At 61.8% G+C, this 14,412-nt stretch carries 14 protein-coding genes and 1 pseudogene; 10 read left to right on the top strand and 5 right to left on the bottom strand.

Translation table 11 applies throughout. From position 1 onward, the window contains the following. Positions 1–4: 4 nt before the first annotated feature. Genes ACP7C6_RS05305 through ACP7C6_RS05290 form a run of 4 tightly spaced genes read right to left on the bottom strand, consistent with a single transcriptional unit; the run spans position 5 to position 3,646 of the window. Positions 5–1,204 carry an ABC transporter substrate-binding protein gene (locus ACP7C6_RS05305; protein WP_311892539.1) on the bottom strand — a complete coding sequence of 400 codons (1,200 nt, stop codon included), beginning with the start codon at positions 1,202–1,204 and terminating at the stop codon, positions 5–7. Then, positions 1,191–1,994 carry an ABC transporter ATP-binding protein gene (locus ACP7C6_RS05300; RefSeq protein ID WP_426108374.1) on the bottom strand — a complete coding sequence of 268 codons (804 nt, stop codon included), beginning with the start codon at positions 1,992–1,994 and terminating at the stop codon, positions 1,191–1,193. Before ACP7C6_RS05300 ends, ACP7C6_RS05305 begins: the two co-directional genes overlap by 14 nt. Then, the gene (locus ACP7C6_RS05295) at positions 1,991–3,052 is read right to left on the bottom strand and encodes an acyl-CoA dehydrogenase family protein (RefSeq protein WP_068932921.1); all 1,062 of its coding nucleotides are present in this window, start codon (positions 3,050–3,052) and stop codon (positions 1,991–1,993) included. Before ACP7C6_RS05295 ends, ACP7C6_RS05300 begins: the two co-directional genes overlap by 4 nt. A gap of 33 nt (positions 3,053–3,085) precedes the next feature. Then, positions 3,086–3,646, bottom strand: coding sequence for a carboxymuconolactone decarboxylase family protein (locus tag ACP7C6_RS05290; protein ID WP_028616280.1), 561 nt, complete (start codon positions 3,644–3,646; stop codon positions 3,086–3,088). Between the two features lie 102 nt (positions 3,647–3,748). Between ACP7C6_RS05290 and ACP7C6_RS05285 the strand changes: the two genes are divergently transcribed. Then, on the top strand, positions 3,749–4,654 hold the full coding sequence (locus ACP7C6_RS05285) for an AraC family transcriptional regulator (RefSeq protein WP_028616281.1): 906 nt from the start codon (positions 3,749–3,751) through the stop codon (positions 4,652–4,654). On the opposite strand, the gene ACP7C6_RS05280 is transcribed toward ACP7C6_RS05285, so the two are convergent. Further along, a complete protein-coding gene (locus ACP7C6_RS05280; RefSeq protein WP_426108373.1) occupies positions 4,651–5,562 on the bottom strand; it encodes a LysR family transcriptional regulator in 912 nt (303 codons plus the stop codon). The two genes, ACP7C6_RS05285 and ACP7C6_RS05280, sit on opposite strands and share 4 nt — an antisense overlap. Before the next feature lie 118 nt (positions 5,563–5,680). On the opposite strand from ACP7C6_RS05280, the gene ACP7C6_RS05275 reads away from it, so the two are divergent. The 9 genes and pseudogenes from ACP7C6_RS05275 (at position 5,681) to glgA (ending at position 14,409) form a co-directional block, all read left to right on the top strand. After that, positions 5,681–6,676 (top strand): aldo/keto reductase, encoded by a 996-nt coding sequence (locus ACP7C6_RS05275; protein WP_426108372.1) that lies wholly within the window; start codon positions 5,681–5,683, stop codon positions 6,674–6,676. A gap of 111 nt (positions 6,677–6,787) precedes the next feature. After that, positions 6,788–7,942: pseudogene (locus ACP7C6_RS05270) on the top strand (HAMP domain-containing protein); the annotation flags it as partial. Between the two features lie 15 nt (positions 7,943–7,957). Then, positions 7,958–8,803, top strand: a complete 846-nt coding sequence (locus tag ACP7C6_RS05265; protein WP_426108601.1) for a methyl-accepting chemotaxis protein — start codon at positions 7,958–7,960, stop codon at positions 8,801–8,803. An 81-nt stretch (positions 8,804–8,884) separates the two neighbouring features. Beyond that, positions 8,885–9,343 carry an SRPBCC family protein gene (locus ACP7C6_RS05260; RefSeq protein ID WP_028616285.1) on the top strand — a complete coding sequence of 153 codons (459 nt, stop codon included), beginning with the start codon at positions 8,885–8,887 and terminating at the stop codon, positions 9,341–9,343. A 96-nt stretch (positions 9,344–9,439) separates the two neighbouring features. Beyond that, on the top strand, positions 9,440–9,886 hold the full coding sequence (locus ACP7C6_RS05255; RefSeq protein WP_426108371.1) for a DUF411 domain-containing protein: 447 nt from the start codon (positions 9,440–9,442) through the stop codon (positions 9,884–9,886). After that, a complete protein-coding gene (locus tag ACP7C6_RS05250) occupies positions 9,883–10,326 on the top strand; it encodes a YqaA family protein (RefSeq protein WP_068932913.1) in 444 nt (147 codons plus the stop codon). Before ACP7C6_RS05255 ends, ACP7C6_RS05250 begins: the two co-directional genes overlap by 4 nt. 44 nt (positions 10,327–10,370) lie before the next feature. Then, positions 10,371–11,372: an alpha/beta fold hydrolase gene (locus ACP7C6_RS05245; RefSeq protein ID WP_426108370.1), complete on the top strand. Its 1,002-nt coding sequence runs from the start codon at positions 10,371–10,373 to the stop codon at positions 11,370–11,372. A gap of 26 nt (positions 11,373–11,398) precedes the next feature. Further along, the gene (locus tag ACP7C6_RS05240) at positions 11,399–12,352 is read left to right on the top strand and encodes a D-2-hydroxyacid dehydrogenase family protein (RefSeq protein ID WP_426108369.1); all 954 of its coding nucleotides are present in this window, start codon (positions 11,399–11,401) and stop codon (positions 12,350–12,352) included. Between the two features lie 503 nt (positions 12,353–12,855). Beyond that, a complete protein-coding gene (gene glgA / locus ACP7C6_RS05235) occupies positions 12,856–14,409 on the top strand; it encodes a glycogen synthase GlgA (protein WP_073860001.1) in 1,554 nt (517 codons plus the stop codon). Positions 14,410–14,412: the final 3 nt, after the last annotated feature.

The raw sequence follows: 14,412 nt of genomic DNA, 5'->3' as shown, positions 1-14,412 counted from the left end.
TTGTTCAAACGCCGATCTCCTCATGCCGCTCATAGCCGTCCGGCAAACCAAAGGTCTTCATGCCGCCCACGGCCTCGATGGCGTTGCGCACGAAGCGGTCGTCCACCAGGTCCTTGGCGACGAACGCCGGGTCGAGGTCAGCGAGGAATTTCTTGTCGCCCTCGATCAGCGTGTCTTTCAAACGCCGTACCAACTCCTCGGTGTAGCTGGGGAATGGATAAGGTTGAAAGTCGATACGGTGTTCATCCCAATTGCCGTGTTGGATCGCACCGTCTGCCAGGTAGGCGGCACGGTCAGTTGCGGCGGGTGCGAGTACTTTGCTCAATACCGGCTCGGCATGCGGGGTGTAGCGATTCGGGCCGTCCTTGGACAGCAACTTCACCGCCTCTTCGCGGTTGTCGCGAGTCCAGACCTGCGCCTTGACGATGGCGTTCACCACCTTCTGCGACCAGTCCGGGCGATTCGTTAAGTCGTGCTCGTGCATGAACACCACGCAGCACGCGTGGTTGCGCCACACGTCGCCGGTAAAGCGCTGCACGCGGCCAACCTTGAGGTTTTCCGCCAGGGCATTGAACGGCTCGGCGACGATATACCCATCGATGCGCTGGCTGGCCAGGGCCGGCGGCATGTCCGAAGGCGGCAACACGATCAGGTTGACCTCATTGGCCGCAATCGCACTGCCCGCCGCCCGCGCCACTGGCGTGAGGCCGTTGTCGCGGAACAACTGCTGCACCACCACGTTATGGATCGAATACCAGAACGGAATCGCCACCGATTTGCCGCCCAGCTGTTTCACGTCCGTGATGCCCGGCGCCACGGTCAGGCCCGAACCGCCCACATGGTTCCAGGCCACCACCTTGGCCGGGACCTTGCTGCCGTAACGTGCCCATACAGTCATGGGAGATAGCAGGTGAATCACATTGACCTGGCCCGAGATGAACGCCTCGATCACCTGCGCCCAACTGCGCAGCAACACCGGGCGCTCAGCCTTGATGCCTTCAGCGTCGAACAGGCCATTGTTGTGCGCCACCAACAACGGCGTAGCGTCGGTGATCGGCAGGTAGCCGATGCGCACCGGCGCATCCGGCTCGCTGGCGGCGCGGGCTTGCAAACTGCTGAGCAGCGGCAACGCACCGGCGGCGCTGAGTACGGCGGAGAGTTTGAGAAAGTCGCGGCGCGAATGGGTCAGGTCATCCAGGCACATGGGCAGGCTCCAGCAGATCAAGGGGGTTGGGTTGAGGGCGGCTCGCCTGCCGTAAGGTTTTAAGGATCTCGATGCGCAGCGCGCCGATGGCTTCCACCTGTTCTTCGCGGGGTTGCGGCAGGTCGATCAGCCATTCGCCCAACGTCCGCGCCGGGCGGTTGCCCAGTAGCAGGATGCGGTCGGACAGCAGCAGCGCTTCGTCAATGTCATGGGTGATCAGCACCGCCGCCGAACCCTGTTCGCGGTTGACCTTGAGCAGCAGGTGTTGCATGTCGGCGCGGGTCACTTCGTCCAGGGCGCCGAAGGGTTCATCCAGCAACAGCACCTGAGGCTGGCGCGCCAGGCAACGGGCCAATGCGGTGCGCTGGGCCATGCCGCCGGACAGCTGCGCCGGGAATTGCTGGCGCGCATGCTCCAGGTCGACGGCGGCAATGGCGTGGTCGACGCGCTGGCGGCGCTCGTCAGCGCTCAAATGGGGTTGCCGGGCGAAATCCAGGCCAAAGGCGACGTTCTTTTCCAGGCTTAGCCAGGGCAACAGACTCGGGTCCTGGAACGCCACCGCCACGCGTGGATGGGGACCCTTCAAGGGCTCGCCCAACACGCGCACACTGCCGCCTTGCGGTGCCTGCAAACCGGCGAGGACGCGCAACAGACTGGACTTGCCCACGCCGCTGGGACCGAGGATCGACACCACTTCACCGGGTTGCAAGTGCAGGTCGAAGTGCTGTAACACCGGCCCGCTGGCATAGCCCAGGCAAATCCCCTGGGCACTCAGTACGGCACTGGTCATAGGTTGGCCTGACGCTGCAGTTCAGTGCGCAATTGCACCAGGCTTGGGGTCACGATCGGCACAAACGCCGACTCACGCCAACGTCGCGCAAAACCATTGCCGTGGGCGGTGAGATAGGCCTTGCCGCCGCTGGCCTGCAACTCCAGTTGCACGGCGCTGGCAGCAGTCTCCGCCAGGGCGATGCGCAGCTTGAACAGCGGCACCGGTTCGGCGGCGAAACGCCCGGCAAGCAGACCGCTTTTCAAGTCGCGGACCAAGTGATCCAGGGTCACGCGCAGGGTTTCCAGTTCTTCGCGCAGTACCGTACGGGTCGCGCCCAGATGGTTGGCGACTTCCGCCAGGGAACGACGTGCCAACCCGATGGACATCCCGCACTGCAGGCCCAGGAACGCCGGGCGCACCGCCGGCAGGAATGTGCGTGCGTCTTCATGCAGCAGCCAATCGCGGCTCAGCTCCACGCCAAGCAAATCCAGGGCGGCGGTGTTGCTTGACTGCAAGCCGAGCAGTTCCAGGTCGCGAGAGCGCTGCAAGCCCGCCACCGAGTCCGGAATGGCCAGGATAAACGGCGCGCCACCCTCCGCCAGTTCGATGGCCGCCGCCGCGACAAAACCGTTCCGTCGCAGGTTGGTCACCCAGTGCAGGCGACCGTTGAGGGTCCAGCCATCGTTGGACGGTTCGGCACTGATCTGCAGGGTCTCAATGCCCGACAAGAACTTCATCGCATTTGACAGTCCTGTCGCCCCCGCCAACTTGCCGCTGAGCAAATCCGGCAACAGCTGTTCACGCAGCCGCGCATTCGGACTCTGCAGCAAATACTCGATAAACGAGCGCTGGCCCCAGCACACGAACGCCGCCGCCAGGGAATGGCTGGCGACATTGGCGATGGCCTCCACGGCGCCAGCCACATCGCCGCCCAGGCCGCCCAGTTGAGCCGGCACGCCGATGCGCAACACGTTGGCCTCTGCCAGCCGCGGCAGCACTTCCTGTGGATCGCAACTGCCCACGTCCAAGGCCTGCGCCTGGATGTCGAGCCAACGGCTCAAGATGGGGTCAAGCATTCCTGTTTCTCCTTTACAGCGGGTGGGCCAACTTCAGCTTGCGGGTTTTTCCCAACGGTATTGCGCCAGCTCGGGGTTCAGCGGGGTACGAGCAAACACGTTAGCGAAGTTGCACAGGGTTGCCAGGCTGACGCCCAGAATCACTTCCAGGGCCTGGCCTTCGGTGTAACCGACGGCGCGGAATGCGTCATAGCCCGCATCGCTCACATCACCCCGGGTGGCGATCACTTCGCGGGTAAAGGCAGCCAGGGTTTCATAGCGGGCATTGGGCAACTCGCCGCGTTGACGCAGGGCCTCGATGACGGCTTCCGGCAACTTGGCTTTGTTACGCGCCACGGCGGTGTGGCCGGCCACGCAGAAATCGCAGCCGTGGGTGGTGGCGGCAATCAGTTGCACCACTTCGCGGTCGGCCAGGCCGAGTTCGGATTTGGCGTTCAAAGCGGAGACGGTGATGTAAGTTTCCAGCGCGGCCGGCGCATTGGCCAGCACCGCAAGCAAATTGGGGATGAAGCCCGAGCCTTTCAGCGCGTTTTCCAGGAAAGGCTTGGCCGCTTCCGGCGCGGTTTCAGGGGTGAGCAAGGGTACACGGGACATGGAGCAGTCTCCTGATGGGTTCGTGTATCCAGTCTGTTGGTTATAAAAAATCGCCTCAATAGTCTAAAGTAGCGATTACTTGCTCTTGAGTCTTTCCATTAGATGAATTCGTCCAGTGCACTTGTCGATTGGTTATTAGACAGCCTCGAACTCGACACCAGCCTATTCCATGTAGGTCGTTATTGCGGCGACTGGCATGCGAGCACCCATGGCCTGGCGAGCGCGAGTTTCCACCTGATCGTGCAGGGCCAGTGCTGGCTGCATATCGATGGCGACGCCACGCCTCATCGCCTCGACAACGGCGATGCGGTGTTCCTGCTGCGCGACCTTGAATATCGCCTCTCCGGCGAGCCCACGGCGGTGGGTGCGCAGGAATGCCCGCGTGTGCCAATGGTGCCCCTGGACAGCGCCGCCAGCGATGGCGTCGGCCTGGTGTGTGGGTTCTTTCACTTCCAGTCGGGATTGTCAGCGATGATCGTCGACACCCTGCCCGCGTGGATCATCCTACGGGCGGGCGATCCCTCACTGACCGCCGCGCGTAACCTGTTCGAACTGATCCTGCAAGAATGCCAGCGCCTGCCTGCGCCCTCTTCGGCCTTGCTGGAACGGCTTTGCCACCTGCTGTTTCTGTATGTACTGCGCCAACAGGTGCTGGACAACAGCGAACTGGGCGGCCTGGCGGCGCTGGGTCGGCAGCCGGCGTTTGCCGGTTTGCTGGAACAGTTGATCGCGCACCCGGCCGATGCCTGGACTCTGGAAAGCATGGCCGCCTGTACCGGGCTGTCGCGTTCGGCGTTTTTCAAGCGCTTCAATGAACTGTGCGGGCAGTCACCGGGCCAGGTGCTGCTGATGATGCGCATGCGCCATGCCTGCCAGTTATTCAAGCAGGACCAGACGGTGGCGGATGTCGCGCTGGCGGTGGGTTATCAGTCAGTGGCGGCGTTTACCCGGGCGTTTCACAAGGTGACGGGGCAACAGCCTGGGGCCTATCGAAAGGCACAGGCTTAGCGTCGCAAACCGGTGCCGGGGGTGGCGCAGAGTTCGACCAGCCAATCCACAAACACCCGCACGCGTTGGGACAGTTGGCGGTGCGGCGGGTACAGCGCCGTCAAGGCCATTGTCGGCACGGCAAACCGGGGCAGTACTTCCACCAGGGTGCCTTGGGCCAGTCGTTGTCTGGCGTGATAGTACGGCGCCTGGATCAACCCATAGCCTGCTTCGCAAGCGCAGAAGTAGCCGTCGGCGCTGTTGACTGCGACCACCTTTGGCAAATTGAGCGTGCGCAATTGGGAGGAGAGTAGAAACTCCAAGCCAAACCGTTTGCCGCTGGCGGCCGAGACGTATTCGACCATCTGATGGTGGGCTAAGTCGTCGAGCGTGTCGGGCACCCCCATACGGTCGAGGTAAGCGGGGCTGGCCAGGGTGATTTGATCCATCATCGCCAGCGGCCGCGCCACCAGCGAATCGTCCAGCGCCAGGCCACCGCGCAGCACACAATCGACGCCTTCACGGATCAGGTCCACCGGCCGGTCATTCAAGCCGATTTCCAACTCAATCTGCGGATACAGGGCAGTGAACGTGGGCAGTGCGGGTATCACCAGATACCGGCCAATACCCGCCGGCATATCAATGCTCAACGTGCCACGTGGGCTCTGCCGACTGGCGGAAAACACCGCTTCAGTTTCCTCAAGGTCCGACAGCAATTGCACACAGCGCTGGTAATACGCGGCGCCATCCAGTGTCGGGCTAACCTGCCGTGTAGTGCGTTGCAGTAGTTGCACGCCGAGGTGCGCCTCCAATTGCTTGATCAGCACCGTCACCGAGGCACGGGGCAGTTGCAGGCTGTCGGCGGCCTTGGCAAAGCCCCGCAGTTCGACGATCCGGGTGAACACGCGCATCGCGTTGAAACGGTCCAAGCGCCGGCTCCTTGAGCTGATTATTTAGAAATACCGAATAGTGTTAGTGCTTTTAGCCGGTTTATCCCGATTTTGTCGAGCGTGACAATGCAGGCCTTCCCAACCAGGAGCTGACCCCATGCACACCCGTCCACTCGGTACCAACGGTCCCCTCATTTCCGCCATCGGCCTCGGCTGCATGGGCATGAGCGATTTCTACACGCCCGGCAGCGACACCCGGGAAGCCACCGCGACCCTGCACCGCGCGTTGGAACTCGGTGTCAACTTTCTGGATACCGCCGACATCTACGGCCCGCACACCGATGAAGAACTGATCGGCAAAGCCATCACGGGTAAACGTGACCAGGTGTTCCTGGCCAGCAAATTCGGCATCGTGCGCGACCCGGCCAACCCGGCGTTGCGTGGCGTCAACGGTCGCCCCGAGTACATTCGCAAGGCGATTGACGGCACGCTGCAACGCCTCGGCGTCGACACACTGGACCTGTACTACCAGCACCGCATCGACCCGGATGTCGCCATCGAAGAAACCGTCGGCGCCATGGCCGAGTTGGTGCAGCAGGGCAAAGTGCGTTACCTGGGGCTGAGCGAAGCGTCCGCCGCCACCCTGGAGCGCGCCCACAAGGTGCATCGGATCAGCGCCCTGCAAAGCGAATATTCGCTGTGGAGCCGCGATCAGGAACACAACGGCTGCCTCGCCGCCTGTCAACGTCTGGGTATTGCTTTTGTGCCTTATAGCCCTTTGGGTCGCGGCTTCCTGACCGGCGCGCTGCAAAGCCCGGATGATTTCAGTGCCGATGACTACCGCCGCTTCAGCCCGCGTTTCCAGGGCGAAAACTTCGGCAAGAACCTGGAACTGGTCAAGCGAGTGCAGGCACTGGCCGCCGACAAAGGCGTAAGTGCCGGTCAACTCGCGCTGGCCTGGGTACTGGCGCAGGGTGACTTCATTATTCCGATTCCCGGCACCAAGCAGCGCAAGTACCTGGAAGAGAACGTTGCCGCCCTCGCGATCAGCCTCAGCCCGGCAGAACTGGCGGCGCTGGAAGCGATCTTCCCTGTCGAGGCAACCGCCGGCCTGCGTTACCCGGAAGCGGTAATGGCCATGCTGGATATCTGACCGAAGGAGCGCCCTCACCAGGCGCTCGTTTTCTTGCACGACCGTACCTAAAGCTCCTCCTCGCCAAGCCGATAGCCCGACGAAGCTCCAACAAAGCCGCGTCGGTCATAAATGCTTCGTAAGGACGACCCCATGCCCCCACTGCGCTCCATCCAAGCCCGCTATACCCTGTTCCTGGTGCTGTTCGTCCTGGTGTTATTTGTGTTGACCGTGGTGGGCATCGGCCAGTTGGTCGCGCCCACGCTGCGTCACACCGAAGAACAGGTGGTGCTCAACCGCATCGCCGAGGTGGCTGAGCAGATCCAGGGCGAGCTGAACAAGGTTCAGTCCCAGCAACGCAGCATCACCCAGACCATCCCGTTGCTCGACAGCGATGCCATCGACAAGGTCCTGCCTGGCCTGGTCGACCAGTACGGCGAGCTGAAAGTCTTCGGTGGCGGGATCTGGCCGCTGCCCAACCAGCGCACACCGGGGCGCAACAAGCACAGCACGTTCTGGCACCGGGATGCTTCGGGCAAACTGGCAGTCAACACTTTCTGGAACAGCGACCCCGCCCCCAACTATTACGACCAGAGCTGGTACAAAGGCGGCCTGGCCTCCCCGCGTGGCCAGTGCGCCTGGGCGGCCGCTTATAAGGACGACGCCAGCCAGGAGCCACGCACCAACTGCGCCATGGCAATCCAGCGCGACGGCGTGCCGTACGGCGTCGCCACCATCGACGTGACCCTGGGCTTCTTTAATGACTTGGTAGCCAGTAAAGAAAAAGACATCGGCGGGCAAATGCTGATCGTCGAGGGCGACGGCAAGATCATCAGCAACAGTTCGCGCATCAGCGGCCCGGTGGTGTTGAAAAACATCAGCGAACTCACCGGCACCTCGGCGTTTGCCGCCCAGGTCAGCAAGGCCCTGACCAATCGAGACCAGGCGCTGCAGCGTAGCGAGTTCGACAATCAGGGCGTGGCCAGCACTTTCTATATGCGCCCGATCGGTGGCACGCCGTGGTTCCTCGCCACCGCCCTGCCCACCTCGTTGATCACTGCACAGCGCGATGACGTACTCGGCACTCTGGCCCTGCTGCAAATCCCCATGGTGTTGCTGCTGGTGCTGCTCGCGGTGTATGCGATCCGCCAACTGGTGCAGCGCATGAAGTCGCTGAAATCCAATATCGACGCGCTGTCTGCCGGCGATGCCGACCTGACGCGACGCATCACCATCCGTGCCGAAGACGAGCTAGGCGCCATTGGCCACTCAGTGAACCGTTTTATCGTCTACCTGCAGAACATGATTGGTGAAGTGACCCAGGCCACCGGCGCCATGTCGTCGAGCCTTGAGCAACTGCAACGGACCTCGGCGCACACCAACCAGATCCTGGTGCGACATGCCTCGGAGACCGATCAGACGGTCACCGCCATCACCGAAATGAGTTCCACCGCCGACACCGTCGCGCAAAACGCCGCCGAAACCGCCGCGTTCACCCAGCGCGCCAACGAGCATGCCGACCGCTCCCGCGTGGTGGTGGGTGAAGCATCCACCAGCGTCAGCGCCTTGATCGGCGAAGTGTCCAGCGCCACCCACAGCGTGGAAAACATGCGCCAGGACGCCGCACGCATCACTGAAACCCTCGGAGTGATTGGTGCGATTGCCGGCCAGACCAACCTGCTCGCCCTCAACGCGGCGATTGAAGCCGCGCGTGCTGGCGAGCAAGGCCGGGGCTTTGCGGTGGTGGCCGATGAAGTGCGTGCGCTGGCTGCCCGCACCCAGGCCAGCACCTCGCAGATCAACGACATGCTCACGCGCCTGACCGAGGGCGTCAGCTCCTCGGTGGCCGCCATGGAAAACACCCAGGCCAGTTGCCAGTCGGCGGCGGATGCCACGGCACGGGTAAACACTGGCCTGGATGAAATGGCCGGTTCGGTCAGCCATATCAACAACCTCAGCACCCAGATCGCCACGGCGGCCGAGCAGCAGAGCGCGGTGACCGAGGAGATCAACCGCAGCATGGTGCAGATCCGACAAATGGTCGAAGAACTGGTGCAGAGCGGCCATGCCACCGAAACCAATACCCAAAGCCTGCTGGAGGCGAATGGCCGGGTGATTGCCTTGATGGGTCGATTCAAGGTTCGCTGATAAACGGCTGAAACACTCCCGTGCAATGTGCGGGAGTGGGACTATTCTGACAGCTCCTAGTCGCAACACAGGAGGTGTGCCATGCGAGCTGCCGAGCAGTCGGTCCGTTTGGAGCGGATCAGTCAGGAACGCTTTATCCGAGCCCCTATCGAAGCCGTCTACGAGTATGTGACCCAACCGGATCGCTGGCACGAATGGCACCCCACGTCCCTCAGCGCCGATACCGGCAACGCCGGTTCATTGCCTGCCGGTGCACGTTTTACCGAGTTCATTGACTTGCTGGGGGTGCGCGTGCCCATGAGTTACCGCGTGCAGATCGCCCGGCGCCCTGGCGAGTTCAAGACGGTGTTCACCTCCCTGGCCGTTGATGGCTCCATTCACTACTACCTGCTGCCTCATCAGGGAGGCACGCTGTTCAAGCGGGTGCTGACCTACGAGACCGAGCTGCAACTGGCCACCTTGCATGAACGCATGATCGAGTTGTCGACCATTGCCCTGGACCAGCTCAAGCACCGCTTGGAAAACCCTCCCTTCGTATAATTTGGAAACATTCCCAATCGGTAGGCGCTGGCTTGCCTGCGATGACAGCGTCATGATCGCCGCCATCCCAACGGCCCTCTCTACACGCGAGTTCCTATGAAAACCACATTGCGCCTGGCCCTGCTGTCAGCCCTGTTCACCACCACCCTGGCCCAGGCCGCCGACCTGATTCCCATCGACGTGCACCGTGACGCCAACTGCGGTTGCTGCAAAAAATGGATCAGTCACCTGGAAAGCAACGGTTTCAAGGTCAATGACCACGTCGAAGCCGACATGAGCGCCGTCAAGCAACGCCTGGGCGTGGCGCCGCGCCTGGGTTCGTGTCACACCGCCGTGATCGACGGCAAGTTCGTCGAAGGCCACGTGCCCGCCGAACAGGTGCTGGCGTTGCGCAACCGCGATGACCTGCTGGGCCTCGCCGCGCAGGGCATGCCCATGGGCTCACCGGGCATGGAAGTCGAAGGCCGCAGCGAGGCCTATCAAGTCATCGGCCTGACCCGTGAAGGCACAGACGTGGTGGTGGCGCAATACCCGGCGCAATGATCGCCGGCTATCTAGGGTTATTCTTCGCGGCGTTTGGCGCCGCGACGCTGTTGCCTCTGCAGTCGGAAGCCGTGCTGGTGGGCCTGCTGCTCAGCGGGCATTACAGCCTGTGGCTGCTGCTGGGCGCTGCCACGCTGGGCAATGTGCTGGGCTCCGTGGTGAACTGGTGGTTGGGGCGTTGGGTTGAGCACTTCAAGGGGCGGCGCTGGTTTCCCGTCAGTGACAAGCAGTTGGACAAGGCTCGTAACCATTACCAGCGCTGGGGTCATTGGACGTTGCTGCTCAGTTGGGTGCCGATCATTGGCGACCCGCTGACGTTGGTCGCTGGGGTGATGCGCGAGCCGTTGTGGCGTTTTTTGCTGCTGGTGACCCTGGCCAAAAGCCTGCGTTATGGCGCACTCGCTGCCGTGACCTTGCACTGGGTGTTAATCCCCAGTTAATCGCCCCGCAACAGCATCCGAGCACCCTTCCCGGAGCCTTGCCAATGCCTCTGATCCGCGCTTTTTGCATCGCCGGCCTGCTCGCCGCCAGTACCGCACCCGTCTTCGCTGCCACCTATGGCCCCGAGCTGCAAGGCTTTGAATACCCCTATCCACTCAAGCATTTCGACTTTCAATCCCAGGGCAAGTCCCTGCAAATGGGCTATATGGACGTGCCCGCCAAAGGGCAGGCCAACGGCCGCAGCGTGGTGCTGATGCACGGCAAGAACTTCTGCGGCGCCACCTGGGAAGGCTCGATCAAGGCCCTGAGCGACGCCGGTTACCGGGTCATTGCGCCGGACCAGATTGGTTTCTGCAGCTCCAGCAAGCCCGACCATTATCAATACAGTTTCCAGCAGTTGGCGACCAACACCCATCAACTGCTGGAAAAACTCGGCATTCAAAAGGCCACCGTTATTGGCCATTCCACCGGTGGCATGCTCGCCACCCGGTATGCGCTGATGTACCCCGAGCAGACCGAACAGCTGGCGATGGTCAACCCGATTGGCCTGGAAGACTGGAAGGCGCTGGGCGTGCCGTCGCTCACCGTCGACCAATGGTATGCGCGTGAACTGAAAGTCAGCGCCGACGGCATTCGCAACTACCAACTCAACACCTATTACGTCGGACGCTGGAAGCCCGAGTACGAGCGTTGGGTAGACATGTACGCCGGCCTGAGCAACGGCCCGGGGCATACCCTGGTCGCATGGAACTCGGCGTTGATTTACGACATGATCTTCACCCAGCCGGTGTACTACGAGTTCAAGAACCTGCAAATGCCCACACTGCTGCTGATCGGCACATCCGATAACACCGCTATTGGCAAGGACGTTGCGCCGCCGGCAGTCAAGGCCAAGCTCGGCAACTATGCCGTGCTGGGCAAGCAAGTGGCCAAGTTGATTCCCCATGCAACCCTGGTGGAGTTCCCGGGCTTGGGGCATGCACCGCAGATGGAGGAACCGGCCCAGTTTCATAAAGCGCTGCTGCAGGGTTTGAACGCCCTTTAATCCAACCTTTTTCGAGGCACTCGTGAATGTCGGTACAGATTGCAGTCATTGATGATTGGCAGAATGTGGCCAGTGGCGTGGTGGATTGGTCGGTGCTTGAGGCCGTGGGCCAGGTGCATTTCCTGCACGATTACCCGGCCGATACCGTCGCCATGATCGAGCGTTTGCAGAGCTTCGAGGTGATTTGCGTGATGCGCGAACGCTCGACCTTCGACAAGACCCTGCTGCAAGGTCTGCCCAAACTTAAATTGCTGGTCACTGGCGGCATGCGCAACGCGGCCATCGACATTCCTGCGGCCAAGGCGCTGGGCATCACGGTCTGCGGCACCGACAGCTATAAACACGCTGCGCCGGAATTGACCTGGGCGCTGATCATGGCCTCCACCCGCAATCTGCTGGCCGAGGCCAACTCCTTGCGCGCCGGCCACTGGCAGATTGGCCTGGGCGGTGACCTGCATGGCAAGACCCTGGGCATTCTCGGCCTCGGCAGCATCGGCCAGAAAGTGGCGCGGTTTGCCCAGGCGTTCGGCATGCGGGTGATTGCCTGGAGTGAAAACCTCACGCCGGAACGCGCGGCGGAATCGGGCGTGACCTGGGTCAGCAAGCAAGCGTTGTTTGAACAGGCGGATATTCTCACCGTCCACCTGGTGCTCAGCGACCGCAGCCGTGGGTTGGTGGATGCCGAAGCACTGAGCTGGATGAAACCAAGCGCTCGCTTGGTCAATACGGCGCGCGGGCCGATTGTGGATGAGTCGGCGCTGGTGCAGGCGTTGGAAAACGGTCGCTTGGCGGGAGCGGCGCTGGATGTGTATGCCGAGGAGCCGTTGCCGGTGGATCACCCGTTCCGCCGCCTGCCCAATGTGCTGGCGACGCCGCATGTGGGGTATGTGAGTGAACAGAATTACCGGCAGTTTTACGCGCAGATGATCGAAGATATTCACGCGTGGGCGAGCGGCGTGCCCATTCGCGTGCTGGGCTGACGCACCATTCAAGGGCAACCCGCACCCGCTTGGTGTTCACTGAACCTTGTGTTGAGCAGGCTTGCCCTGCGCTGGGGCGCTAAGCGGCGCTGATGTCGAGATCCGGTCGGGAGCGCTTCGCACTCCAGCGCAGGGCAAGCCTACTCACTGCATACCGGTGTTTTCTACGAGAGCATATGGTTACAAGTTTTTGTCCTACAAAATTCCTCTAGAAACCCTACGCGCTCTAGGATCTGTCCTAGACTCATGACCGATGGGTCCGTTCGAAAACAAAAACCCCGCAAAAAATCGAAACTTTCCAACTCTGCCGTAGGTCCAGTTTTAAGGTGAGGCGTGCACGCGTGGTTCACGCGAAATGCCCGTCCATCCAATCTTTTTTGGCTAACCGTGCAACTGGCATACGCCTTGCCAGTTTGTACAGTGCTTGTGCGCCTGGCCGCAGGATGTGGCCATCGGAGCTAATGGCAGCGGGCCATTAGCCGACCAACATGTGGGAGAGAACTATGATCAGTGCCGCTGTAGATATTCAGGGAGAGCGTGTCAGTCAGCCGGTAGGGGGACCTTCGTTGGTCGACCTGCCCACCACTGTGCGGCCGATCGTGAGTCAGAATCCTAATCGCAAGAAAGTCCTGTTCGTGACCTCTGAATTTGCCGACCTGGTGAAAACCGGCGGCCTGGGCGACGTGTCCGCGGCCCTGCCCCGCGCCATGGCCCACCTGCACGACGTGCGGGTGTTGATTCCCGGTTACCCGCAGGTGATGGAGAGCGATAACCCGATCCATATCATCGGTGAGCTGGGTGGCCACGCCGCGCTGCCGCCGTGCAAGATCGGGCGCATGGACCTCAAAGACGGCCTGGTCATTTATGTCCTGATCTGCCCCGAGCTGTACGAGCGCGAAGGCACACCCTACGGCGCCAATAACGGCCGCGACTGGCCGGACAACCACATTCGTTTCGCCCGCCTGGGCCTGGCCGCCGCCGACATGGCCGCCAACCTTGCGCAAATCCACTGGTGCCCGGACCTGGTGCACGCCCACGACTGGCCCGCTGGCCTGGCGCCGGCATACATGCACTGGCGTGGGTCACGCACGCCGACGCTGTTCACCATTCATAACCTGGCTTATCAGGGCGTGATCAGCCTGGCCTCGACGCCGGAACTGGGCATTCCACCCCACGCCTTGCAGCAGGAAGGCATGGAGTTCTACGGCAAGATGTCGTACCTCAAGGCCGGCATGGCGTATTCCAGCCACATCACCACGGTGAGCGCCACCTACGCCCGGGAAATCACCACGCCGGAATTCGGCTGCGGCCTTGATGGCTTTCTTGCCAGCAAGACCCAGCAAGGCTTGCTCAGCGGCATTCCCAACGGCATTGAAGACAGCTGGGAAACCTCCACCGACCCGCACCTGACCCACAACTTCAACATCGGCGACTGGGAAGGCAAAGCGGTCAACGCGGCCCAAGTGCGCGAGCTGTTTGGCCTGAGTGAATCCACCGGCCCGCTGTTCGCCGTGGTCTCACGCTTGGTGTTTCAAAAAGGCCTCGACCTGACCGAAGCCGTGGCCAGCTTTATTGTCGAGCAAGGTGGGCAGATCGCGATCATCGGTCGCGGCGAGCCGGAAGAAGAAAACGCCATGCGTGAACTGGCGCTGCGCTTCCCTGGGCAGATCGGTGTGCGTATCGGCTTCAACGAGACCGATGCCCGGCGCATGTTCGCCGGCAGTGACTTCCTGCTGATGCCATCGCGCTACGAGCCGTGCGGCCTGAGCCAGATGTACGCCCAGCGCTTCGGCTCGCTGCCCGTTGCGCGTAATACCGGCGGCTTGGCCGACACCATCGAAAATGGCGTGACAGGCTTCCTGTTCAATGAATCCACAGTCGAGAGTTACAAAGAAGCCTTGAGCCGCGCGTTCAAGGTGTTTGCCTACCCTGGCCTGCTCAATGCCATGCGCTGCCGAGCGATGACGCAACCGTTCAACTGGAGCCAGGCGGTGGAACCCTACGCCGAACTGTACGAACAGCTTGTGGCCAAGGCCTTGGGGAAATCCGCTAAATAATCA

The sequence above is a fragment of the Pseudomonas sp. TWR1-1-4 genome (assembly GCF_049897165.1).
Taxonomy (GTDB): Bacteria; Pseudomonadota; Gammaproteobacteria; order Pseudomonadales; family Pseudomonadaceae; genus Aquipseudomonas; species Aquipseudomonas canadensis.
This window is presented reverse-complemented; position numbering and strand designations above follow the sequence as displayed.

What these genes read in the sequence shown, in the direction of transcription:
- ACP7C6_RS05295 (WP_068932921.1), bottom strand. Translation starts at nt 3,052, where the DNA reads ATGCTTGACCCCATCTTGAGCCGTTGGCTCGACATCCAGGCGCAGGCC.
- ACP7C6_RS05285 (WP_028616281.1), top strand. Translation starts at nt 3,749, where the DNA reads ATGAATTCGTCCAGTGCACTTGTCGATTGGTTATTAGACAGCCTCGAA.
- ACP7C6_RS05275 (WP_426108372.1), top strand. Translation starts at nt 5,681, where the DNA reads ATGCACACCCGTCCACTCGGTACCAACGGTCCCCTCATTTCCGCCATC.
- ACP7C6_RS05300 (WP_426108374.1), bottom strand. Translation starts at nt 1,994, where the DNA reads ATGACCAGTGCCGTACTGAGTGCCCAGGGGATTTGCCTGGGCTATGCC.
- ACP7C6_RS05240 (WP_426108369.1), top strand. Translation starts at nt 11,399, where the DNA reads ATGTCGGTACAGATTGCAGTCATTGATGATTGGCAGAATGTGGCCAGT.
- ACP7C6_RS05265 (WP_426108601.1), top strand. Translation starts at nt 7,958, where the DNA reads ATGATTGGTGAAGTGACCCAGGCCACCGGCGCCATGTCGTCGAGCCTT.
- ACP7C6_RS05260 (WP_028616285.1), top strand. Translation starts at nt 8,885, where the DNA reads ATGCGAGCTGCCGAGCAGTCGGTCCGTTTGGAGCGGATCAGTCAGGAA.
- glgA (WP_073860001.1), top strand. Translation starts at nt 12,856, where the DNA reads ATGATCAGTGCCGCTGTAGATATTCAGGGAGAGCGTGTCAGTCAGCCG.
- ACP7C6_RS05250 (WP_068932913.1), top strand. Translation starts at nt 9,883, where the DNA reads ATGATCGCCGGCTATCTAGGGTTATTCTTCGCGGCGTTTGGCGCCGCG.
- ACP7C6_RS05255 (WP_426108371.1), top strand. Translation starts at nt 9,440, where the DNA reads ATGAAAACCACATTGCGCCTGGCCCTGCTGTCAGCCCTGTTCACCACC.
- ACP7C6_RS05290 (WP_028616280.1), bottom strand. Translation starts at nt 3,646, where the DNA reads ATGTCCCGTGTACCCTTGCTCACCCCTGAAACCGCGCCGGAAGCGGCC.
- ACP7C6_RS05245 (WP_426108370.1), top strand. Translation starts at nt 10,371, where the DNA reads ATGCCTCTGATCCGCGCTTTTTGCATCGCCGGCCTGCTCGCCGCCAGT.
- ACP7C6_RS05305 (WP_311892539.1), bottom strand. Translation starts at nt 1,204, where the DNA reads ATGTGCCTGGATGACCTGACCCATTCGCGCCGCGACTTTCTCAAACTC.